This window comes from Pseudomonas sp. SK3(2021) (assembly GCF_016772375.1).
In the GTDB taxonomy this organism is placed as follows: Bacteria; Pseudomonadota; Gammaproteobacteria; order Pseudomonadales; family Pseudomonadaceae; genus Aquipseudomonas; species Aquipseudomonas chlororaphis_I.
On sequence record NZ_CP061943.1, the window covers coordinates 4,425,351 to 4,450,544 of the forward strand.

General features: G+C 66.3%; 25 protein-coding genes and 1 pseudogene. 13 read left to right on the forward strand and 13 right to left on the reverse strand.

Going from position 1 to position 25,194, the window contains the following annotated elements:
* Positions 1 to 809: 809 nt before the first annotated feature.
* Positions 810 to 956 (forward strand): annotated as a pseudogene (locus IF690_RS29340) (HAMP domain-containing protein); the annotation flags it as partial.
* 102 nt (positions 957 to 1,058) lie between these two features.
* The gene (locus IF690_RS29345; protein WP_502710185.1) at positions 1,059 to 1,814 is read left to right on the forward strand and encodes a methyl-accepting chemotaxis protein; all 756 of its coding nucleotides are present in this window, start codon (positions 1,059 to 1,061) and stop codon (positions 1,812 to 1,814) included.
* A 197-nt stretch (positions 1,815 to 2,011) separates the two neighbouring features.
* Here IF690_RS29345 and IF690_RS19385 read toward each other — a convergent pair whose 3' ends face one another.
* The 4 genes from IF690_RS19385 to IF690_RS19400 are packed head-to-tail and all read right to left on the reverse strand — an operon-like array spanning position 2,012 to position 4,612.
* Entirely contained in the window at positions 2,012 to 3,325 is a 1,314-nt protein-coding gene (locus IF690_RS19385; protein WP_202696974.1) for a sensor histidine kinase, read from the reverse strand.
* Positions 3,322 to 3,990 (reverse strand): response regulator transcription factor, encoded by a 669-nt coding sequence (locus IF690_RS19390; protein WP_124355666.1) that lies wholly within the window; start codon positions 3,988 to 3,990, stop codon positions 3,322 to 3,324. Before IF690_RS19390 ends, IF690_RS19385 begins: the two co-directional genes overlap by 4 nt.
* Positions 3,990 to 4,304, reverse strand: coding sequence for a PepSY domain-containing protein (locus IF690_RS19395; RefSeq protein WP_202696975.1), 315 nt, complete (start codon positions 4,302 to 4,304; stop codon positions 3,990 to 3,992). Before IF690_RS19395 ends, IF690_RS19390 begins: the two co-directional genes overlap by 1 nt.
* Positions 4,304 to 4,612: a PepSY domain-containing protein gene (locus tag IF690_RS19400; RefSeq protein ID WP_202696976.1), complete on the reverse strand. Its 309-nt coding sequence runs from the start codon at positions 4,610 to 4,612 to the stop codon at positions 4,304 to 4,306. The genes IF690_RS19395 and IF690_RS19400 overlap by 1 nt, the downstream gene beginning before the upstream one ends.
* A gap of 160 nt (positions 4,613 to 4,772) precedes the next feature.
* On the opposite strand from IF690_RS19400, the gene IF690_RS19405 reads away from it, so the two are divergent.
* From IF690_RS19405 to codA, 7 genes are all read left to right on the forward strand, one after another.
* Positions 4,773 to 5,852 carry a patatin-like phospholipase family protein gene (locus IF690_RS19405; RefSeq protein WP_202696977.1) on the forward strand — a complete coding sequence of 360 codons (1,080 nt, stop codon included), beginning with the start codon at positions 4,773 to 4,775 and terminating at the stop codon, positions 5,850 to 5,852.
* A 97-nt stretch (positions 5,853 to 5,949) separates the two neighbouring features.
* On the forward strand, positions 5,950 to 6,306 hold the full coding sequence (gene queD / locus IF690_RS19410; protein ID WP_025804812.1) for a 6-carboxytetrahydropterin synthase QueD: 357 nt from the start codon (positions 5,950 to 5,952) through the stop codon (positions 6,304 to 6,306).
* A gap of 139 nt (positions 6,307 to 6,445) precedes the next feature.
* Positions 6,446 to 7,282: an alpha/beta fold hydrolase gene (locus IF690_RS19415; protein WP_202696978.1), complete on the forward strand. Its 837-nt coding sequence runs from the start codon at positions 6,446 to 6,448 to the stop codon at positions 7,280 to 7,282.
* Entirely contained in the window at positions 7,279 to 7,791 is a 513-nt protein-coding gene (locus tag IF690_RS19420; RefSeq protein ID WP_202696979.1) for a nucleoside 2-deoxyribosyltransferase, read from the forward strand. Before IF690_RS19415 ends, IF690_RS19420 begins: the two co-directional genes overlap by 4 nt.
* A gap of 119 nt (positions 7,792 to 7,910) precedes the next feature.
* Positions 7,911 to 8,534 (forward strand): NUDIX hydrolase, encoded by a 624-nt coding sequence (locus tag IF690_RS19425; protein WP_202696980.1) that lies wholly within the window; start codon positions 7,911 to 7,913, stop codon positions 8,532 to 8,534.
* A 226-nt stretch (positions 8,535 to 8,760) separates the two neighbouring features.
* Positions 8,761 to 10,032, forward strand: coding sequence for a cytosine permease (gene codB, locus IF690_RS19430; RefSeq protein ID WP_202696981.1), 1,272 nt, complete (start codon positions 8,761 to 8,763; stop codon positions 10,030 to 10,032).
* 78 nt (positions 10,033 to 10,110) lie between these two features.
* Positions 10,111 to 11,364: a cytosine deaminase gene (codA, locus tag IF690_RS19435; protein WP_202696982.1), complete on the forward strand. Its 1,254-nt coding sequence runs from the start codon at positions 10,111 to 10,113 to the stop codon at positions 11,362 to 11,364.
* 165 nt (positions 11,365 to 11,529) lie between these two features.
* Here codA and IF690_RS19440 read toward each other — a convergent pair whose 3' ends face one another.
* Together IF690_RS19440 and IF690_RS19445 are read right to left on the reverse strand one after the other, a co-directional pair.
* Positions 11,530 to 12,525 (reverse strand): diaminopimelate epimerase, encoded by a 996-nt coding sequence (locus IF690_RS19440; RefSeq protein ID WP_202696983.1) that lies wholly within the window; start codon positions 12,523 to 12,525, stop codon positions 11,530 to 11,532.
* Positions 12,526 to 12,726: 201 nt separating this feature from the next.
* Positions 12,727 to 13,512, reverse strand: coding sequence for an AraC family transcriptional regulator (locus IF690_RS19445; RefSeq protein ID WP_202696984.1), 786 nt, complete (start codon positions 13,510 to 13,512; stop codon positions 12,727 to 12,729).
* A 92-nt stretch (positions 13,513 to 13,604) separates the two neighbouring features.
* On the opposite strand from IF690_RS19445, the gene IF690_RS19450 reads away from it, so the two are divergent.
* Positions 13,605 to 13,856, forward strand: a complete 252-nt coding sequence (locus IF690_RS19450) for a hypothetical protein (protein WP_202696985.1) — start codon at positions 13,605 to 13,607, stop codon at positions 13,854 to 13,856.
* Between the two features lie 331 nt (positions 13,857 to 14,187).
* Here the strand turns inward: IF690_RS19450 and IF690_RS19455 are convergent, their stop codons facing one another.
* Positions 14,188 to 15,192, reverse strand: a complete 1,005-nt coding sequence (locus IF690_RS19455) for a cyclase family protein (protein WP_202696986.1) — start codon at positions 15,190 to 15,192, stop codon at positions 14,188 to 14,190.
* A gap of 98 nt (positions 15,193 to 15,290) precedes the next feature.
* Here IF690_RS19455 and IF690_RS19460 point away from each other — a divergent pair, with 98 nt between their 5' ends.
* Positions 15,291 to 16,217 (forward strand): LysR family transcriptional regulator, encoded by a 927-nt coding sequence (locus tag IF690_RS19460; RefSeq protein WP_202696987.1) that lies wholly within the window; start codon positions 15,291 to 15,293, stop codon positions 16,215 to 16,217.
* On the opposite strand, the gene IF690_RS19465 is transcribed toward IF690_RS19460, so the two are convergent.
* A complete protein-coding gene (locus IF690_RS19465) occupies positions 16,190 to 17,107 on the reverse strand; it encodes a LysR family transcriptional regulator (RefSeq protein ID WP_202696988.1) in 918 nt (305 codons plus the stop codon). The genes IF690_RS19460 and IF690_RS19465 overlap by 28 nt on opposite strands.
* A 147-nt stretch (positions 17,108 to 17,254) precedes the next feature.
* On the opposite strand from IF690_RS19465, the gene IF690_RS19470 reads away from it, so the two are divergent.
* Complete coding sequence (locus tag IF690_RS19470) at positions 17,255 to 17,677, forward strand: DoxX family protein (protein WP_202696989.1); 423 nt, start codon at positions 17,255 to 17,257, stop codon at positions 17,675 to 17,677.
* Between the two features lie 188 nt (positions 17,678 to 17,865).
* On the opposite strand, the gene IF690_RS19475 is transcribed toward IF690_RS19470, so the two are convergent.
* Entirely contained in the window at positions 17,866 to 18,336 is a 471-nt protein-coding gene (locus IF690_RS19475) for an Lrp/AsnC family transcriptional regulator (RefSeq protein WP_202696990.1), read from the reverse strand.
* Between the two features lie 528 nt (positions 18,337 to 18,864).
* Here IF690_RS19475 and IF690_RS19480 point away from each other — a divergent pair.
* The gene (locus IF690_RS19480) at positions 18,865 to 20,025 is read left to right on the forward strand and encodes an MFS transporter (protein ID WP_202696991.1); all 1,161 of its coding nucleotides are present in this window, start codon (positions 18,865 to 18,867) and stop codon (positions 20,023 to 20,025) included.
* A gap of 286 nt (positions 20,026 to 20,311) precedes the next feature.
* On the opposite strand, the gene IF690_RS19485 is transcribed toward IF690_RS19480, so the two are convergent.
* The 4 genes from IF690_RS19485 to IF690_RS19500 form a co-directional block, all read right to left on the reverse strand.
* On the reverse strand, positions 20,312 to 22,759 hold the full coding sequence (locus IF690_RS19485; RefSeq protein WP_202696992.1) for a TonB-dependent siderophore receptor: 2,448 nt from the start codon (positions 22,757 to 22,759) through the stop codon (positions 20,312 to 20,314).
* Between the two features lie 96 nt (positions 22,760 to 22,855).
* Positions 22,856 to 23,839, reverse strand: coding sequence for a FecR family protein (locus IF690_RS19490; protein ID WP_202696993.1), 984 nt, complete (start codon positions 23,837 to 23,839; stop codon positions 22,856 to 22,858).
* Positions 23,840 to 23,882: 43 nt separating this feature from the next.
* Positions 23,883 to 24,380 carry a sigma-70 family RNA polymerase sigma factor gene (locus IF690_RS19495; RefSeq protein WP_202696994.1) on the reverse strand — a complete coding sequence of 166 codons (498 nt, stop codon included), beginning with the start codon at positions 24,378 to 24,380 and terminating at the stop codon, positions 23,883 to 23,885.
* Between the two features lie 252 nt (positions 24,381 to 24,632).
* Positions 24,633 to 25,172 carry a flavin reductase family protein gene (locus tag IF690_RS19500; RefSeq protein WP_202696995.1) on the reverse strand — a complete coding sequence of 180 codons (540 nt, stop codon included), beginning with the start codon at positions 25,170 to 25,172 and terminating at the stop codon, positions 24,633 to 24,635.
* Between the last annotated feature and the right edge of the window lie 22 nt (positions 25,173 to 25,194).

The window sequence follows — 25,194 nt, forward strand, 5'->3', positions numbered from 1 at the left end:
TGAAGTCCGCATTGCAAGCCAACCCCGACCTGCTTGGCCTGTCGCTGGTGTTCGAGGCCAATGCGCTGGACGGCAAGGACGAGCTCTTCAGCGGCCAGGGCGAACTGGGCAGCAACGACAAGGGCCGCTTCGCCCTGTACTGGTCGCAGCCGACCCCGGGCAAGCTGACTTCCATGGCGCTGCCGGAAAGCGACATGAGCGACACCACCACCGGCCCCAGCGGCCAGCCGGCCAATGCCTGGTTCACCTGCCCGCGCAGCACCCTCAAGCCCTGCGTGATCGAGCCCTACTTCTATGTGATCGACGGCCAGAACGTGCTGATGACCAGCATCGTGTTCCCGCTGCTGGTGAACGGCAAAGTCATCGCCTCGCTGTCGGTGGACATCAACCTCAACAGCCTGCAATCGGTCAGCCAGCAAGCCAGCAAGGCGCTCTATGACGGCCAGACCACGGTCAGCATCATCAGCCCGGTCGGCCTGCTCGCTGGCTACAGCGCCGACGCCAGCAAGCTCAGCCAGCGCCTGGACCAGCTGGACCAGGCCAACGGTGGCGAACTGATCCGCCTGCTGTCGGCCAGCCCCCAGACCCAGAGCCTGCACGACGACAACGAACTGAAAGTGCTCGCGCCCTTCACCCCGATTCCCGATGGCAAGCCCTGGGGCGTACTGCTGCAAGTGCCGGAGCGGGTCCTGGTAGGCCCGGCCGAAGCCTTGAAAAACCAGCTGGACCGGAGCAACAAGGCCGGCACCCTGGTCGAACTGGGCCTGGGCCTGCTGGCCGCGGTGCTCGGCCTGCTGCTGGTGTGGCTGATGGCGCGCAGCGTGACCCGGCCGATCCTCGGCGTGGCGCACATGCTGGAAGACATCGCCAGCGGCGAAGGCGACCTGACCCGGCGCCTGGCCTACGACAAAAAAGATGAACTGGGCCAGTTGGCCGGCTGGTTCAACCGCTTCCTCGACAAGCTGCAACCGATCATCGCCGAGGTGAAACGCTCGGTGCAGGACGCCCGCGGCACCGCCGACCAGTCCTCGGCCATCGCCACCCAGACCAGCGCCGGCATGGAGCAGCAGTACCGCCAGGTCGACCAGGTAGCCACCGCCTCCCACGAGATGAGCGCCACTGCCCAGGACGTGGCCCGCAGCGCGGCCCAGGCTGCGCAGGCCGCCCGCGATGCCGACCAGGCCACGCGCCAGGGGCTGAACGTGATCGACCGCACCACCACCAGCATCGACCACCTGGCGGCCGACATGAGCACCGCCATGACCCAGGTCGAAGGCCTGGCCGCCAACAGCGAGAAGATCGGTACGGTGCTGGAAGTGATCCGCGCCATCGCCGAGCAGACCAACCTGCTGGCCCTCAATGCCGCCATCGAGGCCGCCCGCGCCGGCGAGGCCGGGCGTGGTTTCGCGGTGGTCGCCGATGAAGTGCGCAACCTCGCCCGCCGCACCCAGGAATCGGTGGAGGAAACCCGCCAGGTCATCGAGGAGCTGCAAAGCGGCACCCAGGAAGTGGTCGGCTCGATGGGCAACAGCCATCGCCAGGCCCAGGGCAGCGTCGAGCAGGTCGGCCAGGCGGTCACCGCCCTGCGCCAGATCGGCGATGCGGTGACGGTGATCAGCGACATGAACCTGCAGATCGCCAGCGCCGCCGAAGAGCAAAGCGCGGTGGCCGAGGAGATCAACCACAACGTGGCGACCATTCGCGACGTCACCGAGTCGCTGTCGGAGCAGGCCAACGAATCGGCCCGGGTCAGCCAGTCGCTGAACAGCCTGGCCAACCAGCAACAGAGCCTGATGGATCAGTTCCGGGTCTGATCTCACAACCCCCTCCCAATGGGGAGGGGGTGGTTTTGTAGCCGCTGCCGAGGCACGAGGCTGCGAACGGCTGCGAAGCGGCCGTAACCCTGGCAACTCGGCATGTCAGATACACCGAAGGCACAGGCTTGACGGGCGCTTCGTCGGAATGCCGCCCAACCCGATCGCAGCTTCGTGCCTCGGCAGCGGCTACAGCGCTAGCGGTTGGGCAACTCGATCAACACCCGCAGGCCGCCCTGCGGGCTTTCCAGCAAGCGCAACGCCCCGCCCCAGCTCTCGACGATGTCGCGCACGATGCCCAGGCCGAGGCCGTGGCCATCGGTCTGTTCGTCCAGGCGCGTGCCACGGCTGAACACCTGGTTGCGCTGTTCCTCGGGAATCCCCGGCCCATCGTCGTCCACCGCCAGGCCGTACCCCTGGGAGGTCTGCCAGACGCTCAACACCACTTCGGCATCGGCCCACTTGCAGGCGTTGTCCAGCAGGTTGCCCAGCAGCTCCAGCAGGTCTTCCCGGTCCCAGGGCAGTTGCAGGCCGGGGGCCGCCTGATAGCTCAGGTCCAGGTGCTCGCCATGGATCATGTTCAGGGTCGCCAGCAGCCCCGGCAGTTCGGCGTCGCAATCGAACAGCGCGCCGGGCAAGGCATCGCCGGCCAGGCGCGCGCGGTTCAGCTCGCGATTGAGCCGCTGCTGCACCTGTTCCAGCTGCTCCTCGAGCAACTGGCGCAATTCCGGGTGCGCCTGCAACTTGGGGTTGGAAGCCAGGCTCAGCAGCACCGCCAACGGGGTCTTCAGCGCATGCCCGAGGTTGCCCAGGGCATTGCGCGAACGCTTCAGGCTGTCTTCGGTATGGGCCAGCAGATGGTTGATCTGCGCCACCAGCGGCTCCAGCTCCAGCGGCACCTGCTCGTCCAGTTGCGAACGCTGGCCGCGTTGCAATTGGGCGATCTGCTCGCGGGCCTGTTCCAAAGGACGCAAGGCGCGGCGCACGGTAAGCCGCTGCAGGATCAGGATCAGCAGCAGGCCGGCCAGGCCCAGGCCCAGGCCAACCTGTTGCATGCGCAGGAAGCTCTCGCGCACCGGGGTGTAGTCCTGGGCCACGCTGATGGAAATCGACTGCCCGAGGCGTCGGTAATCGGTGCGCAGCACCAGCAGGCGCTGGCCTTCCGGCCCCAGTTGCAGGTTGCTGTGCAGGCCGGTCTGTGCAAGTGCAGGCAAGTCCTGGTCCCACAATGAGCGGGAGCGCCAATGCACGTCATCGAAGTCGATGCGAAAGTAATGCCCGGAAAACGGCCGCTGATAGGCCGGCGACAGACGCCGCTCGTCCAGCTGCAAACCCTGGGGGCCACGCACCAGCGCCACCAGCAGGCTCTCGCTGTCATTGCGCAGGCCGGCTTCCAGGTAGCGTTGCAAGCCCATCTCGAACAGCCACAGGCTGGTCTGCGCCAGCACCAGGCCGACAATCACCATCACGCTGATCAGGCCCAGGCTCAGGCGGCGCTGGATCGACCTCACTGGGCGTTCCCACCGAACAGGTAGCCCTGGCCGCGTCGGGTTTCGATCACGCTGCGCCCGAGCTTGCGCCGCAGGTGGTTGACGTGGACTTCCAGCACGTTGGAGTCGCGCTCGGTCTCACCGTCGTAGAGGTGCTCGGCCAAATGGCTCTTCGAGAGGATCTGCTCCGGGTGCAGCATGAAGTAGCGCAGCAGGCGGAACTCGGCGGCGGTCAGCGGGATATCCACGCCGTCGCGCACCACACACTGGCGGCCTTCGTCGAGGTGCAGCCCGGCGGCCTGCAGCGTCGGCTGGTTGGCCTGGCCGTGGGAACGGCGCAACAGCGCCTGGATGCGCAGATGCAATTCTTCCGGGTGGAAGGGTTTGGTCAGGTAGTCGTCGGCACCGGCCTTCAGGCCTTCGATGCGCTCGGCCCAGGAACCGCGGGCGGTGAGGATCAGCACCGGGGTCGCCAGGCCGCCGGCGCGCCACTTGGCCAGCACCTCCAGGCCCGGAACCCCCGGCAGGCCGAGGTCGAGCACGATCAGGTCGTAAGGCTCGCTGGCGCCCTGGTACAGCGCGTCACGGCCGTCGGCCAGCCAGTCCACGGCATAGCCCTGGCGGTTGAGCCCGGCCAGCAGTTCGTCGGCCAGGGAGACGTGGTCTTCCACCAGGAGCAGGCGCATCAGTCATCTTCCTTGTCTTTCAGTAAGCGGCCGGTGGTGGCCTCGAGGTCCAGCTCGCGGACCACGCCCTCGGCGGTCAGTAGCTCGACTTCATAGATGTACACGTCGTGTTTTTCTTCCAGCTCGGCTTCCAGCAGCTTGGCCCCGGGGTAACGGTCCAGGGCCTGTTGCAGCAGCTGCTCCAGCGGCAGGATCACCCCTTGCTGGCGCAGGCGCAGGGCTTCGTCCTGGTCCAGGTCGCGGGCCGGCGCCACCGAGCAAAAAGCCAGAAGCGCCAGGGCCACCCTGCTGCCGGCGCGTAGATTCACCTTCATTACGTATCCTGATGATCCTTGAGCACCTGGCCGCTCACCGCGTCCAATTCCAGGTCCCACTCAACCCCTTGGGGGTCGCGCATCTCGATCTGGTAGATGTACTTGCCGTACTCCTCTTCCAGCTCGGTTTCGGTGATGGTCGCGCCCGGGTGCTTGGCCAATGCCGTGGCATTGAGTTTTTCAAAGGACACAATGGTACCAGCGTCGCGCAGTCTCAGGGCCTCGTCGGGGCCCAGGTCGCGGGCATGGGCCAGGCTGGCGGTCATGCCGATGATGATCGCGGCGAACAGGGCAGTCAGGGTTTTCATGGGGTGTCTCCGGCTTTCTCGTTATGTGTTGCTACGCGGCTCACGATAGCGGGTCGAACTTAATTGAAACTGAATGGCCATCATCGGCGGCGCACAGGTTTCATTCGGCGCCGCTGACCTGAGCTTTTATACTCACCTGTCGCTCGAGATTGAGGCCGGTATGACCGCTATCCACATCAAGTTTCCCGCCCTGACCCTCAAGGCCGGCCCGCGCGCCCTGGCGCGCATCCGCGCCAACGGCCTGAGCGCGGCCGAAGTCGGTACCTTGCCCGGCGCCGCCGGCGGGCCGAAAGCCTTAGGCATCCAGGGGCTGGACCTGGCGCTGTTCGGCGAATGGCTGCCAGCGGCGCCACGGGAGCGTTCGCTGATCGGTGCCTCGGTGGGCTCCTGGCGCTTCGCCAGCGCCTGCCTGTCGGACGCCGCCGAAGGCATCCGCCGCCTGGGCCGGTTGTACAACGCCCAGACTTTCGCCAAGGGCGTGACCATGGCGCAGATCAGCCAGAGCTCGCAGCGCATGCTGCACGAGCTGCTCGACGGCCGCGACGCCAGCATTCTCGACAACCCGCACTACCGGCTGAACATCATGGTGGTGAAAAGCCACGGCCTGCTCGCCGATGACCATCGCGGACGGCTGGGCCTGGGATTGTCCTCGGTGATCGCCGACAACCTGCGTGGCCGCGCGCGCCTGGCGCGGCATTTCGAACGCCTGGTACTGCACGACCCGCGCCTGGCGCCACCGCTGCGTGCCCTCGACGACTTCCCTTCGCGCTTCGTGCCACTGGGCCTTGGCAACCTGCGCCAAGCCCTGCTTGCCTCGGGTTCGATCCCGATGGTCATGCAAGGCGTGCGCGACCTGCCCGGCGCCGGGGCCGGCACCTTCCGCGACGGCGGCCTGCTGGACTACCACCTCGACCTGCCCTACAGCGGCGACGATATCGTGCTCTACCCGCACTTCACCGACCGGGTGATTCCCGGCTGGTTCGACAAGACCCTGCCCTGGCGCCGCGGCAACCCGGGCCGCCTGCAGGACGTATTGCTACTGGCACCGTCGAAGGAGTACCTGGCACGCCTGCCCTACGGCAAACTGCCGGACCGCAACGACTTCAAGCGCTTCATGGGCGACGACGCCAGCCGCCAGAAATACTGGCACAGCGCGATGGACCAAAGCCGGCGCCTGGGCGACGAGTTCCTCGAACTGGCCGGAAGCGGGCGTATCGGCGAGCGCCTGTTGACCCTTTAGTCAGTGTTTTCCCGCACCCGCACAACCAAGCTGGTAAACTCGCTGCCTGCCTTACATCGCCCGCGGCGATAGCCACCTGACCGAGCTGACCGACACTGTGGAAATCTTCAAAGAATTTACCTTCGAATCCGCCCACCGCCTGCCCCACGTACCTGAAGGCCACAAGTGCGGACGCCTGCACGGCCACTCGTTCAAGGTGGCCATCCACCTGAGCGGCGACCTCGATCCGCACACCGGCTGGATTCGTGATTTCTCCGAAATCAAGGAGATCTTCAAGCCGCTCTACGAGCGCCTGGACCACAACTACCTGAACGACATCCCCGGCCTGGAAAACCCTACCAGCGAAGTGCTGGCCAAGTGGATCTGGAACGAGCTCAAACCCCTGTTGCCCGAACTGAGTGCGATCCGCATCCACGAGACCTGCACCAGCGGCTGCATCTATCGCGGCGAATAATCCCCACCTGTGCACGGCAGGCGGGCGTTCGCCCAGCCCGCGGCCGCGGCTACAGAGCAGCACGCCGCCCCCTGCCGATACCGCATGACCGCTCGTTTTGCCCTATGATCTGGCCTCTCTCGCCAAGAGGAACATCGCCATGAGCGACTGGCTTCTGGATCAGGAATATCGCTTCAACGGATACCGCGTGCGCTACGCCATTCACGGCGACGGCCCGCCCTTGGTATTGGTGCACGGCACGCCCTTTTCTTCCTACGTCTGGCACCGCATCGCCCCGCACTTCAGCGCCAGCCACCGGGTGCACTATTTCGACCTGCTGGGCTACGGCCAGTCGGAACAGGCCGCCGGCCAGGATGTGTCCCTCGGCGTGCAGAACCAACTGCTGGCCGAACTGCTGGAACACTGGGGCCTGGAGCGCCCGGACGTGGTGGCACACGACTTCGGCGGCGCCACCGCCCTGCGCGCCCACCTGCTCAACGGCAAGGACTACCGCAGCCTGACCCTGATCGACCCGGTGGCGCTGTCGCCCTGGGGCTCGCCGTTCGTGCAGCACGTGCGCCAGCATGAACAAGCCTTCAGCGGCGTGCCGGACTACATCCAGCGCGCCATAGTGCCGGCCTACATCCGTGGGGCGATCCAGCGCGAGATCCCCGACCAGGAGCTGGCGCCCTACGTCCGACCCTGGCTCGGCGCCAGCGGCCAGGCTGCCTTCTACCGGCAGATCGCGCAGATGGACGAGTGCTATACCAGCGAAGTGGCCGGGCTCTATCCGAGCATTCGTTGCCCGACCCAGATCCTCTGGGGCGAGGACGACCAGTGGATCCCCATCGAGCGCGGGCGCCAGCTGCACCAGCTGATCCCCGGCTCGCGGTTCCAGGCCGTGCCCAACGCCGGCCACCTGCTGCAGGAAGACGCACCGGAAGCCATCATCGCCGCGCTGTTGCGTTTTCTACCCCAGGCCGGGAGCAAGGCATGAACCCACGCATCTACCTCGCCGGCTTCGATGTGTTTCGCCACGACGCCATCGCCCGTGGCGAATACCTCAAGAAACTGTGCCAGGCCCAGGGCCTGCAAGGCCTCTACCCCTTCGACCATCAGGTGCCCGCCCAGCCGACGCCGGAACAGAGCGCCCAACTGATCTGCCAGCAGAACCTGCAGATGATCCGCGACTGCGACGCGGTGCTGGCCAACCTCAACGCCTTTCGCGGCCTGGAGCCGGACTCCGGCACCGCCTTCGAGGTGGGCATGGCCATCGCCCTGGGCAAACCTGTGTGGGCCTGGTTCGATGCCCCTGCAACCCTGCGCGAACAAGTGCCCCATGACGCCGAGGGCCGCGACGCCGAAGGTTTCCTGGTGGAGGACTTCAAGCTGCCGCGCAACCTGATGCTGGCCTGCACCTGGGCCGGCCACAGCCGCAGCGCCGAAGAGGCCGTGCCGCGCCTGGCCGCTTACCTCGCCCAACAACGGCCGGCACGCCCCCTGTAGGAGCGAGCGTGCTCGCGATAAGTCTTCAAGGCCGATGCAATGCTCAGGGGCCTCATCGCGAGCAAGCTGGCTCCGACAGTGACGGATTCAGCCCCAGCGATTACTTGAGGACACGCACCATGGAAAACACCTGGCTCACCCACGCCAAACGCTTGCAGGCCCTCGCCTCCACCGGGCTGCATTTCTGCAAGGACCCGTTCGACCGCGAGCGTTACCAGGAAGTCGCCGATATCGCCCACGACATGCTCGCGCAACTGGCCGACGTGCCCCTGGAACGCATCGCCGGCCTGGTGTCGGATTTCGCCAAACGCTACTCGACACCCCTGGTGGATGTGCGCGGCGCCTTGATCGAAGACGACCGCATCCTCCTGGTCCGCGAGCGGACCGACGGGCGCTGGGCCCTGCCCGGCGGTTATGCCGATATCGGCCTGTCGGCCGCCGAAAACATCGTCAAGGAGATCCACGAAGAAGCCGGGCTCAGCGTCTCGGCCCACGCTCTCTACAGCGTCCGGCACAAGGCCAAGGGCCCCTTCACCCCCGACACCCGGGACTTCTACAAGCTGTATTTTCTCTGCGAACGCAACGAACGCAGCGCCCCGGTGGCCGGCTCGGAAGTCAGCGACGCCGGCTTCTTCACCCTCGACGCCCTGCCCGAACTGTCCCGCGGCCGCACCGTGGAAGGCGATATCGAAGCGGCCTTTGCCTTCCACCGCGGCGAAACCCGCCTGACCCTGTTCGATTGATCTGGCGCCAGTGGTCCAATTTGTCTCACCGGCGCACCGCTTTCGCGCCTAAGCCGGCCAGTCGAATACGCCAGTAAGCAAAAATCCGCTGCTTGTCTATAAATCTCCTGCAGGTTGCGCAACGCCGACGGGGCGCCCCGGAGCCTTGGGGCGTTGGCACGGCGACTGCAATGGGCCTGCGTCGCTTACGCACCAGGCCAGGCCTGGGCCAATCAGGGGAAGGCACATGACGCAAAACGATCCAGGCAACGACTACCCGCTCAGCGAAGTCCCGATGCACGCGCGCAAGGGCCTGGCCTCCACGGCCATGGTGCTGCTGGGCTTCACCTTTTTCACCGCCACCATGTTCGCCGGCGGCAAGCTCGGCGTGGCCTTCAGCTTTGGCCAGATGCTCGGGGTGATCGCCCTCGGCAATCTGCTGCTGGGCCTGTACGCGGCGGGCCTGGGCTATATCGCCTTCAAGAGCGGCCTGAACTCGGTGCTGATGGGGCGCTTCTGTTTCGGCGAGGTGGGCAGCAAGCTCAGCGACCTGATCCTCGGTTTCACCCAGATCGGCTGGTACGCCTGGGGCACCGCCACGGCCGCGGTGGTGCTGGGCAAGTATTTCGAACTGGGCCAGGGCACGGTGCTGGGGCTGATGGTGCTGTTCGGCCTGGCGTTCTGCGCCACCGCCTACGTCGGTTATCGCGGCCTGGAAATCCTCTCCTGGATCGCGGTGCCGGCCATGGCCCTGCTGCTGTTGCTGTCGATGTGGGTGGCCACGGTCAAGGTCGGCGGCCTCGATGGGTTGCTGGCCGTGGTGCCGAGCGCCAGTCTCGACCTGTCCACGGCCATCACCCTGGTGTTCGGCACCTTTGTCAGCGGCGCCACCCAGGCCACCAACTGGACGCGCTTTTCGCGCTCGGCCAGGGTCGCGGTGCTGGCCAGCCTGATCGGCTTTTTTATCGGCAACGGCCTGATGGTGCTGATCGGTGCCTACGGCGCCATCGTCTACCAACAGCCGGATGTGGTCGAAGTGCTGCTGTTGCAGGGGTTCGCCATGGCCGCCATGGCCATGCTCCTGCTGAATATCTGGAGCACCCAGGACAACACCATCTACAACTTCGCCGTCGCCGGCTGCAACCTGCTGCGCACCGGCCGGCGCAAGACCGTGACCCTGGTCGGCGCGGCGATCGGCACCCTGCTGGCGCTGCTGGGCATGTACGACATGCTGGTGCCCTACCTGATTCTGCTCGGCACGGTGATCCCGCCGATTGGCGGGGTGATCATGGCCGACTTCTTCTATCGCCACCGTGGCCAGTACCCGCGCCTGGCCGACAGCAAACTGCCGGCGTTCAACTGGGCCGGCCTGGGCGCCTATGCCATCGGCACCGTGGCGGCCTTCGGCTCGCCCTGGGTGGCGCCACTGGTGGGCATCGCGGCCGCCGCCCTGAGCTACATGCTGCTGAGCAGTCTGTTCGGCTCACGCAGCGCAACCGCGGCGGACATCCAGGCATGAGCCCGGGCCACGCGACGTTGCGGCCGCCGGCCCGAGCGCCGTACCCTGACCGCCTGGATTGAAAGAGGAATCGCTCCGATGCTCATCATCAACGCCCGCCTGCGCAACCGTGAAGGCCTGCACGAACTGCACCTGGAGAACGGTCGCATCGCCAGCATCGCCCGGCAGACCGAAGCCCAGACCCTGGGCCCCGACGACCTCGACGCCGCTGGCAACCTGGTGGTGCCACCCTTCGTCGAGCCGCACATCCACCTGGACGCCACCCTCACCGCCGGCGAACCGCGCTGGAACATGAGCGGCACCCTGTTCGAAGGCATCGAATGCTGGGGCGAGCGCAAGGTCACCATCACCCAGGAAGACACCAAGGCCCGCGCCCGGAAAACCCTGCGCGCCCTCGCCGCCCACGGCATCCAGCATGTGCGCACCCATGTCGACGTCACCGACCCGGAGCTGACCGCGCTCAAGGCCATGCTCGAAGTGCGCGAGCAAAGCGCGCACCTGGTCGACATGCAGATCGTCGCCTTCCCCCAGGAAGGCATCGAAAGCTACCGCAACGGCCGCGAGCTGATGGAAGAGGCAATCCGCCTGGGTGCCGACGTGGTGGGTGGCATCCCGCACTTCGAGTACACCCGCGACCAGGGCGTGAGCTCGGTGAAGTTCCTCATGGACCTGGCCGAACGCACCGGCTGCCTGGTGGACGTGCATTGCGACGAGACCGACGACCCGCATTCGCGCTTTCTCGAAGTGCTGGCCGAGGAAGCCCGCAGCCGCGACATGGGTGCGCGAGTGACCGCCAGCCACACCACCGCCATGGGCTCCTACGACAACGCCTACTGCGCCAAGCTGTTCCGCCTGCTCGGCCACTCGGGCATCAGCTTCGTCTCCTGCCCTACCGAAAGTATCCACCTGCAGGGGCGCTTCGACAGCTTCCCGAAACGCCGCGGCGTGACCCGGGTCAACGAGCTTCTGGAAGCCGGGATGAACGTGTGTTTCGGCCAGGACTCGATCGTCGATCCCTGGTACCCCCTGGGTAACGGCAACATCCTGCGGGTGCTGGAAGCCGGCCTGCACATCTGCCACATGCTCGGCTACCGCAACCTGCAGAGCGCCCTCGACCTGGTCACCGACAACAGCGCCAAGGCCCTGGCCCTGGGCGAGCGCTACGGCCTGGAGGAAGGCCGGCCGGCCAACCTGCTGATCCTCTCGGCCGACAGCGACTACGAGATGATCCGCAGCCAGGGCTTGGCGCTGTACTCGATCCGCGACGGCAAGGTGCTGATGAAACGGCAGATGGCCCAGGTCGAGCTGCCGGGCGACGCGGGGTTTGTGTAACGGCCGCTGACGCCATCGCGGGCAATCGAGCGTCGACCGGCCGTTCCTACAGAAGCAATGCGGGCCCTGTAGCCGCTGCCGCAGGCTGCGCAAAGATCCGCAGGATCTTCCGGCGTCCCTGAGATCGCTGCGACCGTTCCGGTCGATCGCAGCCTGCGGCAGCGGCTACGGGATCAGGTGCGCCGTACCGAACAGGCTGACCCGCACCAACTCCCCACCCCGCGCCTCCAGGCGCAGTGGCGCGGTGCCGCCGGGCATCACCACCGCGACTTCGCCGGCCTTGACCCAGCCGACCCGCCACGCCGCGCTGGCCACCGCGCTGGCGCTGGTGCCGGAGGATGCGGTGGGGCCTTCGCCGCGCTCGAACACCCGCGCGGCAATGCGCTGCGGGCCTTCCAGCCACGCCCATTGCAGGTTCACTCCCGCCGGGCAGGGTTCGCCGCTGCCGGTGGGCATAGCGTAGGCAATGCGCGTCAGGGCCTCGACCAGGGGCGCCTCGCTCATCTGCCGGTTGCTCGGCAAGGCACTGGCGTCGCTGACCAGGGTCACGCAATGGGGGTTGCCGATGCGCACGAACTGGCTGCGGCTCCATTCCGGGCGCAACCGCGCCAGCCCGCGCACCCGGCTCAGGTCGACGCAGCTCGAACCGTCATGCTCGACCCCTTGTTGCGCACCCACGGCATGTGCACCGAACGCCGGTTGCCCGAGATCCAGCCAGAAGCCGGACACCCCGGCCACCCGGGCCGGCTCGACCAGGGTCGGCACCGGCGACACCCCATCCGGTTTGTCGTGATGCACCCGCAACTGCGCAGGCCCCTGGGCCGGCAGCAGCCCTTGCTCGGTCAAGGCCTGGGAAAAGATCGTCAGGCCGTTGCCACTGCGCTCGGCCAGGGTGCCGTCGGTGTTGACGATCAGCAGGTCGAACGGCGGCGCGTCCTGGAACGGCCCGACCAGCAAGCCGTCGCTGCGATGGGCCTTGGCCCCTTCCGGCCGGGTGCCGGGCGCCCAGCCGCACAGGGCCTCGATGGCCTGTTCGCTCCAACGGGCCCGGGCCAGCGCCGCCTCGGCCGCACTGGCCGGCAAGGCGATTCCCAACCGGCGTACCTCAGCGGGGGCCACCACACCATAAAGATTGCCGCGGGCATCGTAGAAAGAGGTCATTGCCGGGATTCCAAAAGCAGACGGGCCGCTGACATTACTGTGAATGCAGCGGCCCGGCCAAGCCCCGCGCCCAGCTCAGCGCACCCGCCACGACAACGTGTTGCAGATGCGCCGGGCGCTGGCCATTTGAGCAACAACCGGGAGCGGTTTTCACTGGCGTGACGAGGTACAGAAAGCACCGAAGGAAAAGCTGCAAATCAATCAGCCCTTTTCCCGCCCCACAAAGTAGCGCCCCGGCGTCACCCCGAACTGACGGCGAAACATGGCGATAAAGGCGCTGACATTGTCGTAGCCCAGGTCCAGCGCCACCCGGGTCACCGCGTCGCCCGCCGCCAGGCGCTCCAGGGCCCGCAGCAAGCGCGCCCGCTGTCGCCACTGGCTGAAGGCAAAACCGGTCTCGCCGACAAAACGCCGGGCCAGGGTTCGCGGTGAGATCCCCGCCCACCGGGCCCAGGCTTCCAGGCCGCGGTTGTCCGCCAAATCATCGGCCAGCGCCTGGCAGATCCGCCGCAGCCGCGGCTCCACAGGCAATGGCAGGCCGAAGGGTTCCACTGGCAGGCTGCCCAACTCATCGAGAATCACCCGGGCGATGCGCAATTGCGGCTCATCCAGCGCGCCTTGTGGCCAGCCTGCCGCGCGCATCACCGCCTCCCGCAACAGCCCGGAGGTGGCAATGATCCGTGGTTGCGCCGGCAGTGCGTGGCAGGCGTCGGGCTCGATATAGACACTCCAGCCATCGAACGGGCCATGGGAACGCAGGGCGTGCTCACAGCGCGGCGGCACCCACACCGCGTGGGTCGCCGGCACCACCCACTGGCTGTCGGCCGCCATCACCGACAGCAGGCCGCGCCGGGCGCCGAGCAGTTGGCCGCGGGCGTGGCTGTGGGCGGCGGTCTGCCGCTCGATCGGGCTGTGTTGCCCGGCCGCGACCAGCAGCGGGCCGCCCTGGGCTTGAGCGAGCAAGGGGGAAACCAAAGGTTGGGACATTGGCTATTTCACGTTATTCAATGGCAAGAATCAGGCAGTTTAGCCAACTCTCAGGCCGCAGACTGAACACCCATTCACACGAGGATTGCTCCATGCGCGCCGAAGACCTGTTACCCGACCGACTCAACCATGGCGATTTCAACGGCACCCGGGTGCGCAAGGGCACGGTGGGGGCGTTCCTGATCAATGCCCGGCTGTGGGCCGATCCGGGCACCTCGGCGCAGCAGCGGCGCGTGGCCGAGGAAGATCTGCTGGCCGCCCTGCCGGCGCTCCAGGCCCTGGGGCTGTTCGAGCTGATGCAATTACGCGACCCGGCTCTGCGGGCGTTATGCGAACAAGACTAACGCCGACAGCCCCCTGTAGCCGCTGCCGAGCCCGCGAGGCTGCGATAGACCCGCAGGGTCTCCAGCGCCCGCAAGATCCCCGCGAGCGTGCCGCCCGATCGCAGCCCGCGGCAGCGGCTACACAAACATCGGGCCCGGCCGGAATATCGAGGGCGTCACCGTTCCCTGTAGCCGCTGCCGAGCCCGCGAGGCTGCGAGAGACCCGCAGGGTCTCAACGCCCGCAAGATCCCCGCGAGCGTGCCGCTCGATCGCAGCCTGCGGCAGCGGCTACACAAACATCGGGCCCGGCCGGACTCCTGCGGCAGCGGCTACAGGTCATGCGGCAAGCGCCTAGCGAATCGGCAAGGCGATCGGCCGAATCGGCGCGGCATCGGCGCCGCGGAACTTCAGCGACGCGCCGATAAAGGCGAACTGGTACACCCGGTCCCGCGACAGGCCTTCGAGGTTGACCAGTTCCAGGATCGGCGCGCCCTGCATCGCCAGCAGGTAGGTGTGCAACGGCAGGTAGTTGCCTTCCACCTCCGACGGGAAGGTCTCGAAACTCAGGTTATCGGCGCCCACCACCATGGCGCCGCCCTCTTCCACCAGGAACTTCGCCGCGTCCAGGCTCATGCCCGGCGGGTTGGCCATATAGGCCTGGGCCTTTTCATAGTCGCGCATGCGCCCGGTGCGGATCAGCACCACGTCGCCCTTTTCCAGGCTGACCTTCTGCGCCTTCAGCGCCTGTTGCAGGTCGGCCCGGGTCACCCGGTAATGGTCCGCCAGCATGTCCACGCCCTTGGCCGCCGCGACATCGATCAGCACCCCACGGGCGACGATCGGCGGCAGCTTTTCCGCGCCGGTGACGTTCCAGCCGCGGTCGCCCAGGTGCTGGTCGGCGCGAAAGCCGTTCCAGATCTTGCCGTCCAGGCCGAAGTGGTTGAGCGCATCGATATGGGTGCCCATGTGGGCGTACATCGACACCGCCGAGCCGGTATAGCTGACATGCCGGTTCATTGGCTCGCCGACCTGCATCGGGTCGGCGATCACGTTGCCGTGGGGGGTGTGGGTCATCCACATCTGGTAAGGCGGATCGCCCGCCGCCTGCCAGCTGGGCATGCCGACGTAATACTCGACCGCCAGGTCGTAGGCCTGGCTGCCGCTGACCCGGGCCATGATCGCCGCCCGCGACTGCTCGGTGATCAGGTTCAGGCGACCGATCTCGTCCTTCGGCCCCCAGGGGCTGACGCCCACCTCGGCCTGGGGCGCGGCGCTGCACTGTGCACTGGACAGGGCACTGAACAGCGACAAGGCGGCCAGGCCGGGGATGACACGCAACAAACGGGAAACAACCATGACGACACTCCTGTGAAATGAAGTGCCCATGGTATGGATTAACAATTGGGCGATAATCAGGTGTTTCGTTAAGACATATTCAACCCGGGAGAAACAATATGGATGTGCTGGCAGCCATGCGCACCTTTCGCCGAGTGGTGGAACGCGCCAGCTTCAGCCTGGCGGCCAACGACCTGGGGCAATCCACCGCCGCCGTCAGCAAACAGGTACGCCAGCTGGAGGAACACCTGGGCAGCCTGTTGCTGCTGCGCACCACCCGCCGCATGAGCCTGTCGGACGCCGGCCAGGCCTACTTCAGCGAGTGCTGCCACCTGCTCGACGAACTGGCGGCCCTGGAGTGCGCGACCCGCGCCGGCACTCGTGAGCCGGGTGGCCGCCTGCGAGTCAACGCGCCGCTGTCGTTCGGCCTCAAGGTGCTGTCGCCGATCCTTGCCGACTTCATGCAGCGCTACCCGCAGTTTCACATCGACCTGACCCTCGACGACCGCCTGCGGGATGTGGTGAGCGAAGGTTTCGACGTGTCGCTGCGGATCCGCCGGCAGTTGAGCGACTCGTCGCTGATCGCCCGGCGCCTGGGGGAAATCGAGCAGGTGATCTGCGCCGCCCCGGCCTACCTGCAAGCCAAGGGCAGCCCGCAGACCGTCGATGAGCTGCGCGACCACAGCTGCCTGGCCTATCGCCTGGCCGAGCATCCCGGCCACTGGCAGCTGGAAGGCCCGCAAGGCAGCAGCCGCCTGGAACTGCCGGTGCGTTTCGCCGTGGACAACAGCCTGATGCTCAGCGACATGCTCCAGGCCGGGCTGGGCATTGGCGCCCTGCCCTCGTTCATCGCCCAGCCGCTGCTCGACAGCGGCCAGTTGCAGCGGGTCCTGCCTTGTCACTCCATGCCGCGCCGGACCATCTACGCGCTGTATGCCAGCAATCGCCATGTGTCGCAGAAGATCCGCTTCTTCGTCGACTTCCTGGCCCAGGCCCTCGGCCCCGGCCAGGAGGCCGATCAGGCAGCGCCCGAGTCGGCGGGCTGAACCTGGGCCGCCAGCCGTTCGATCAACCAGGACGCCGCCGGCCCCGGTGGCGTGTCGAGGCGGTAGATGGCGTCGAAACCGTAAGGCAGGCCCTGGCTCCCCGGCAGATCGAGTTGCACCAGGCGCCCGCTGGCCAGGTCTTCCTCGACCATCGGCGCCGGCATGTTGCCCCAGCCGATGCCTTCCCTGAGCAGCATGTGCTTGGAACCCAGGTCCGCCAGGCGCCAGCTGTGGGTACCGACCACGCCGAAATCCTGGTTGCGCGTCAGTTGCGAACGGTCCGACAGCACCAGCTGCACATGCTCGCGGCCGGCCCCCGGCAGGTTGGGCCCAAGGGCCAGCGGATGCCCGGGGGCCGCCACCGGGATCAGCTGGACGAACCCCGCCTCCAGCCGTTCGATCCCGGGAATGTTGCGATGCATCATGCCGCTGACGCCCACCCCTGCACGCCCCTCCAGGACCATCTGGGTCACCGCGCCCAGCGCCTCCATATGCAGGTGCAACTGCACCGTGGGGAATTCGGCGCGAAAGCTCTTCAGCGCGTCGACGATGCGCGCCGCCGGGAACATCACGTCGATCACCAGGTGGAGCTCCGCCTCCAGCCCCTGCAACAGCCCCTTGACCTTGGCCCGCAGGCCGTCGATGCCGTTGTAGATACTGCGCGCCTCGGCCAGCACCGTGCGCCCGGCCTCGGTCAGCTGGGGTTTGCGGGTGGTCTTGCGGTCGAACAGGCTGACCCCCAGTTGCAGCTCCAGGTTGGCCATGGAATAGCTGATCACCGAGGTGGCGCGATGCAGCTTGCGCGCCGCGCCGGCAAAGCTGCCGACTTCGACGATGGTGAGGAAGATGCGCAATTGATCGAGGGTGGGGGTGCCGGGGTTGCTGGACATGGTGCTGTACTCGCAAAGGCTGTGTTCTAAAAAATCGAACCTGACGCTCGAAATTATTCGGCTATTACGTTCATAACGCCAGTGGCAAACTTCTCTCCATCACGGCTCACCAAGGGGGTGAGGCCGAACCCACTGAGAGAATCCAGCATGTCCACACTGACCAACAGCCTGTCCGCTACCTCGAACACCAACGCCAGCATCAGCCTGATCGGGCGCGTCCTGCTCAGCGCCATCTTCATCCTGTCCGGCTTCTCGAAAATCGCCGCGCCGGCCGCCATGGTCGGTTACATCCAATCGGTCGGCCTGCCCTTCCCGCCACTGGCCCTGGGCATCGCCATCGCCGTGGAACTGGGCGGCGGCCTGCTGCTGATCGCCGGCTACCGCACCCGCCTGGTAGCCCTGGGCCTGGCCGTGTTCAGCGTGGCTACCGCCCTGGCCTTCCACAACAACCTGGGCGACCAGAACCAGTTCATCCACTTCTTCAAGAACATCGCCATGGCCGGTGGCCTGCTGCAAGTGGTGGCCTTCGGCGCCGGTCGCTTCAGCCTGGATGCCCGTCGCCAGGGTTGATTGGCCCCAACCACCACGACAACGCGGCGCCCCCGGGCGCCGCGTTGTCGTTTTGTTTCGTGACAAGAGCCCCTTGCCCACCTGCAGGCGCGAACTTGCTCGCGATAAAAATCCCGCCTGCACCGCCATGTCTTTCAGCCTGGCGGCTGATCGCGAGCAAGCTCGCTCCCACAGGGGATCAAGGTGTATCAAGGGGCGGTCGGCACCTCCAGCCCGACCTTGACCCGGCTCATGGCCACCAGGGTCTTGAAGCGCTTGACGTTGTCGTTCTCGAAGAACAGCTCGCGGGTCAGTGCGTTGTACTGGGCCATGTTGCGCACGGCGAAGATCAGCACGAAATCGCACTCGCCCGCCACGTAGTAGCACTGCTGCACCTGCGGGCAGGCCTGGAAGCTGCGCTTGAGCGCATCGAGCTGATCGATGCGTTCGCTCTCCACCGCCACCTCGACAATGATGCTCAGCTCATAACCCAGGGCCTCGGGGGCGATGACCGCGCTGTAGCGCTCGATCACCCCTTCATCGCTCAAGCGCTTGAGGCGCCGGTTGACCGCCGCGGTGGACAGGTTCACCCGCAATCCCAGCTCGCTTTGCGGGGTGCGCGCATCGCGTTGCAGTTCGGCGAGTAGTTTCAGGTCGTAGGCATCCAGGCTGGTGGTCATGCGGGCAATCCGTGGGCGGGCTATCAGTGGTGGGCAATCGGTGATGGGCAGTCAATGAAATGAAATTGTGCAAAGGCTGGCGATTATGCGAAACAAATTCGCCAACCACGCAATATTATTTCCAGGGCCGCGAGCCGGGGACAGGCCAGTAGCGTGGAAGACTCGCCGCTGGTTGGCCTCGGTGCTTCCTGCAACCTTCGAACGATTGCCTGGTTACACTCCCCCACGCGCTCGCCGCTGGCGCCAATTGGCAGCCGGTAGCCCCCGGGGCATTCCGCTGCTGGCCGGCGAATCCGGCGCCGCGGGCCTCGCGGGACCGAGCCTGATGTGCAAGGATGGCGCGGCGCAAAGTCGCGCCCCTCGACGCCGACTTGCGCGTCTTGCTTATCCACGCCGAAGGCTCCACGTCGCCGGCGGTGTATCAACAACGGGTCGGTGAAACGGCAGACTCGGTCCTCCAGCGGCAGCAGCAATGGCGCCAAGCGTCCATTGCCTGACAGGCGCCCGGGGCGACCACCAAGGATTTTTATGACAGCCCTCAACACCCACACTCCGCAGCAACAGATCAGCCCCGGCCGCCTGGAACAGATGGCCACGCGCATCGCCTTTTTCATCGCCGGTTTCGGCATCGCCGCCTGGGCGCCGCTGGTGCCCTACGCCAAGGCCCGGGCCGGGCTCGATGAAGGCACATTGGGCCTGTTGCTGCTGTGCCTGGGGGGCGGATCGATCCTGGCGATGCCGATCGCCGGGGCCTTGGCCGGGCGCTTCGGTTGCCGGCGGGTGATGGCTGCCGGCAGCCTGCTGATCTGCCTGGCGCTGCCGCTGCTGGCCACGGTGAGCACGGTGCCGCTGCTGATCGCCGGGCTATTCATGTTCGGCGCCGGGCTGGGCACGGTGGATTCCACGGTGAACCTGCAGGCGGTGATCGTCGAACGGGCCAGCGGCCGGCCGATGATGTCGGGCTTCCATGGCTTGTTCAGCCTCGGCGGCATCGTCGGCGCGGCCGGGGTCAGCGCGATGCTCGGCCTGGGCCTGTCGCCGCTGGGCGCGACCCTGGTGGTGGTGGCCTTGCTGGTCGTCGCCCTGCTCAAGGCGGCGCCGCACATGTTGCCGTACGGCAGCCAGAGTTCGGGCCCGGCCTTTGCCGTGCCCCACGGCGTGGTGCTGTTCATTGGCTGCCTGTGCTTCGTGGTGTTCCTTGCAGAAGGCGCGGTGCTGGACTGGAGCGCAGTGTTCCTCAGCGCCGAACGCCGGGTGGATGCCGCCTATGCCGGCCTGGGTTACGCGGCCTTCGCCCTGACCATGACCGTCGGCCGCCTGACCGGCGACGCCATCGTGCACAAGCTGGGGGCCAGGCGAGTGATCGTCATGGGCGGTTCGGTGGCCGCCGCGGGCCTGCTGCTGGCGACCCTGGCACCGGCCTGGGAAGCGGCGCTGGTGGGCTATGCGCTGGTGGGGGTCGGCTGCTCGAACATCGTGCCGGTGCTCTACACCGCGGTGGGCAAACAGACCGTGATGCCCGAAGCCATCGCCGTGCCGGCCATCACCACCCTGGGTTACGCCGGCATCCTCGCCGGCCCGGCGCTGATCGGTTTTATCGCCCATGGCAGCAGCCTGAGCATCGCCTTTGGCCTGATCGCGGTGATGCTGATCGGCGTGGCGGCCAGCGGCAAAGTGTTGAAGGTGTGAGCCTTATCGCGGGCAAGCCTGTCCGGCCTTGTTTCTATGGGAGCAAGCTGGCTCGCGATAAGCCCACCCGGCCAACGCGCACGTCCATACACCCTGCTGCGCGTTCACAATCGCAAAAAGGCCCTGCGGGCCTTGGCGCAGCCTGCGGCAGCGACATACCAGGCATAAAATCGCCAACAGACCACGCACTCCCCCTGTAGGAGCGAGCTTGCTCGCGATAAGCCCGCCCGGCCAACGCGCACGTCCATGCACCCTGCTGCGCGTTCACAATCGCAAAAAGGCCCGGTCAGAACCCGACGCTGGCCTGGACGAAGAAGGTCCGTGGCGCGCCGACGTAGATGCCGGAGTTGTTGTCGCTGGAGCGGGTGAAGTACTGCTTGTCGAAGAGGTTTTTCACCCCGGCGCCGAGCTTGAGGTTCGACAGCTGCGAACCGAAGCCATAACCGCCACGCACGTTCCAGGTGACGTAGCCGGGCATGTCGCCGTACTGGCCGTCGGCCGTGCCTTCGGTGATGTAGTTGTCGTTGAAGCTGCCGTCGGCGTTGACCATGCTGCCCGGCGAGCGCTGCTTGGACTGGGCGAAGGCATCGATGTTGTAGGTCCAGCGGTTGATGTCGTAACGCAGGCCGAGCGTCGCCACCTGGCGTGAGTAGAACGGCAGGTCACGGTCCTTGAACGCCGAACTGCCACCTTCATAGGTCGCGCGGGTGTAGGTGAAACCGGCATTGGCGGTCAGGCCGTCGAGGCGCGGGTCCAGCGCGGCCAGGTCGTAGTGCACCGACGCCTCGATCCCCTGGTGCTTGGTCGCGCCGAGGTTGGTCCAGCCGACATCGTTGCTGATGTATTGCAGCTCGTCCGAGAAGTCGATGTAGAACGCCGTCAGCTCGCCGCCCCACACTTCATCGTTGTAGCGCGTACCGATCTCGTAGGTCTTGGCCTTCTCCGGGTTCAGGCCATTGGCGGTCTGGTCGCCTACCCCGCCCTGGCCCAGCTGGAAGTACTGCAGGCTGCCGAACGACGTCTCGTAGTTGGCGAACAGCTTCCACGCATCGGAAAGGTGGTACATCACGCTCAGCGCCGGCAGCGGCTCGTTGCTGTTGATCTCGCGGCGCTTCTCCTGGACCCGCACGCCATTGGTGCCGAGTACCGGGCGGTCGTGCCATTCGGTGCGGATATTCTCGAAGCGGATACCCGGGGTGATGGTCCAGTTGCCGACATCGATCTTGTCATCGATGTAGAAGGCCGTGGCCTCGGTGCCGCCGGTGCGGTCCTGGTACACATGGCCGTCGGAGCCCGGGCGCACCACCGGCTGATTGTTGACCAGGGCCAGGCGGCTGGCCTCTTCGTGCATGCCTTCTTTCAGGTAGCGCATGCCGACGCTGGCTTCCTGGGTGGTCGGGCCGAGGTCGAACACATGGGACACCCGCGGTTCGATGCCGAAGGTGTAGTAGGTGCGCGGATAAGAGCTGATGGTCTTCTGGTCGCGGGCGGCGATGGTACTGCCACGGAAGCTGTCGGAATAGTAGGTCAGCACTTCGAACTGGGTGCGGTCGTCGATCTGGCGCAGGTACTTGAACGACACATCCTTGCGCCGGCCGCGGAAGTTGTCCCAGTCGCGGTCCGACTGGTAGGGGTCGGCGTCGTACTGCTTCTGGGTCAGGCCGCCGGGCATGTCGGCCGTGGCGTCGTAGTAGTGGAAGTTGAGGCTGAAATCGTCCTGGTCGGTGGGCGCCCAGTGAGTCTTGAGGATCACGTCGTCGATGTCGTTGCCGTTGTTGCTGCGGCGATAACCGTTGCCGTTGACCCCGGAGTACAGCAGCGCGGCGCCGATGCCGTTGTCCGCGGTGCCGCCGAGGAAGGCCGTGTCGATGTGCTTCCAGCCGCCGCGCTGGGAGGTCTCCAGGGTGCTGCCGATTTCCCCGGTGGCCTTTTCCGGGATGGCCCGGGTCACGAAGTTGATCACCCCGCCGACGTTCTGTGGCCCGTAACGCACGGAACCGGCACCGCGCACCACGTCGATGCTGTCGAGGTTGCCCGAGGAGATCGGCGCCATCGACAACTGTGGCTGGCCATAAGGGGCGAAGGCCGCCGGCACGCCGTCGATCAGCACCGTGGAGCGTGGCGACAGGCGCGACGTCAGGCCGCGCACGCCGACGTTGAGGGAAATATCGCTGCCGCCGGTGCCGTTGGCGTCCTGCACCTGCACGCCCGGTACCCGGCGCAGCACGTCGCCGACGTTCATCGCGCCCTGCTCGAGCATGGCTTCACGGCGGATCACCGTGCGCGCGCCTGGGTGGTTCTGCACCACCGCCGCGTTGGCATCGCCCAGCCAGTCACCCACCACGCTGATGCTGGTGGCGCCCAGTTCCAAAGGGCCGTCACCCGCCGCCGACGGCGCCGGGCTGAGGGTCACCGAACCGCCCTCGATCTGGTATTGCAGGCCGCTGCCTTGCAGCAACTGGCGCAGCGCCTGCTCCGGCGACAGGTTGCCGTCCACCGCCGGGGCCTGCTTGCCGGCCACCAGCTCAGGGCTGAAAAAAACTTGCAGCGAGCTTTGCAGCCCCAGCTGGCTCAGGGCCTGGCCCAACGGCTGGGCCTGGATATGGATGGCGCTCGGCGCTTGCTCGGCATGGGCCTGGGGCAGCGCGGCACTGACCGCCAGGGCCAGGGCCAGCGGCAGCCAGCAGGTGGAGGGCGAGCAAGGATTGTTGTTATTCAGGTCGAGGCGTTTCAAGTTCGAGCAGTCCTGTTGATCGCAAGAAGATGCGTCTGTTAATGCAAACCAGTTGCAGTTGGACTAGAAGACGAAGAACTCGAAAAAAACCTGAATCTAGCGCGCAATTATTTCCTGGCTACCGTCGGCGTGGGCCTTCACCGCCACCGGCAGGATGCTCGGCAAGGCCTTGAGCAGCGCATCGGTATCGTCGGCCTTGAACACGCTGGTCAGGCGCAGCCTGCCCACCGCCTCGCTGCCGACCTGCAGCGGCTGCTCGCGATAACGCGACACCTCGGCGGCCACCTCGTTGAGGCTGGCGTTGTTGAACACCAGCTTGCCACTGCGCCAGGCGGTCAGCGCCTGGGGATCGACCGCATGGGCCGCGGCCACCTTGCCCTGGGCATCGACCGCCGTGCCCAGGCCCGCGGTCAGGTTGACGAAGTCACTGTCCGCGGCGTCCCGCCCCTGCACCCGCACCGTGCCCTGCTCCACCACGACCCGGGTCTGGCTGGCATCACGGCGCACATCGAAACGGGTGCCGGTGACCGTGACCTTGCCGGCCCCGGCCACCACCACAAAGGGCCGGCTGCTGTCGTGCTCGACACTGAACATCGCCTCGCCTTCGCTCAACTGGACGCTGCGCCGGCCTTGTTCATAACGCACCCGCAAACGGCTGCGGCTGTTCAGGTCCACCTGGGAACCATCGGGCAAGGCCACATGGCGGCGCTCGCCCAGGGCCGTGGCGAACTCGGCGCTGTATAGCGCGGACTGGTTCAGGCCACTGAACAACCCCAGGCCCACGGCCACCGCCAGCACACTGGCCGCCACCGCGTAACGCAACAGCGGCCGGCGCTTGATGGTCGGGTTCGGGGCTTCGCACAGCGCCTGCAAACGCGCCTTGGGCACCAGGTCGGTGGCCGTCCATAGCCTTTGCAGCAGTTGGAATTCATCCCGATGCGCGTCGTGTTCCGCCAGCCAGGCGTCGAAACGCTGCCGCTCCTCGGCATCGATCGCCGGTTCTTGCAGGCGCACAAACCACAGCGCCGCCTCATCGCGAACCGTCGCCTGCCCGCACGCGCACTCACGAGTCTGCGTCATGGAACATCCTGTTGGGCTGGGGGTGAAAAAGTCATGGCATTCATCACCGCGGCCCGTCCACGCGCTCGCGCAGATGCCGCAGGGTGCGGATCATATACTTTTCCACCATGTTTTTTGACAGCCCCAGGCGCTGGGCTATCTCGGCCTGGGTCAGCCCTTCGAGCTTCTGCCAGACGAACACCTTGCGGCAGTTCAACGGCAGCTCGCCAAGGGCCCGTTCGATGGAGTCAGCCAGCTGGATCGCATGCATGAAATGCTCCGGGTCGCCGCTGGGCGACGCGCCTTGATACACCGCCTCCAGCTCCATGGCACCGCGCCGATCCTCACGGCGATAGGCATCCACCGCAATATTGCGCGCCGTCTGGTGCAGATACGCCCGCGGCTGCTGCACCACCGCCGCATCCGACTCCAGCACCCGGACAAAGGTGTCATGGGCCAGGTCTTCCGCCTGCGAACGGCTCTTCAGCCGACGCGTCCAGGTACCGATCAACTCTTCGTAGTGCTCGAAAAAGCCTGGGCGGCCGGGAGGCTTGGGGGTCATTGCAGTGTGCTGAGGGGTGGGGAGGCGTGAATAGTAATGCTTCTTATTAAAGGCAGCAAATGCTTCGGATCGAGAGCAAGGGTGTTCTGGAATTACTCCTGCCGGCACCCGCCAGGCCCTGCCGGCAAGCCACCGTCCAGAAAGCTGGTCACCCGGGTTAACCGTGCGGCCAACAAGCAGGCTCCCTGCAGCGCTACCGACGAACGTATTTTCATGGTGTTCTCCCCCTTTTGCGGCAAACGATCGGCAGTGTCAGCTCGCCAGTGCCGGATGCGCGGCGGCAACCCGGTACTGGCCTGCATGGAAGACCAGCGGTTCTGCGCCGCTGTATCGGTATTGTTCGATCTCGCCAATGAAAATCAGGTGGTCACCGCCCTCGTACTGGGTGACGTTGCGGCACACCAGCACCGCCACCACATCGTCCAGCACCGGGGCTCCCGCCTTGCCATAGGAATGAGCTACACCGGCGAACTTGTCAGCGGCTGCCCGTGCGAACTGCTCCGACAAGTGGTGCTGGTGCGCGCCCAGCACGTTGATGGCGAAGTGGCTCGCCGAGCAAAAATCCTTCAGGCTCGGTGCCGTGCGTGCCAGGCTCCAGAGCACTAGCGCCGGCGACAGCGACAGTGAGGAGAACGAGTTGACGGTCACACCGACGTTGCGGCCGCCAGCGATGCGCGTGGTGATCACGGTCACACCGGTAGCGAACTGCCCCAGCAAGTTGCGCAGTTCGCGGACATCGCGGCCCTCGGCATCGAGCAAATCGTGAGCCTTGGTTTCGGTGGCGGCATTCATGGCGGTCTCTCCCCTCAAGCTG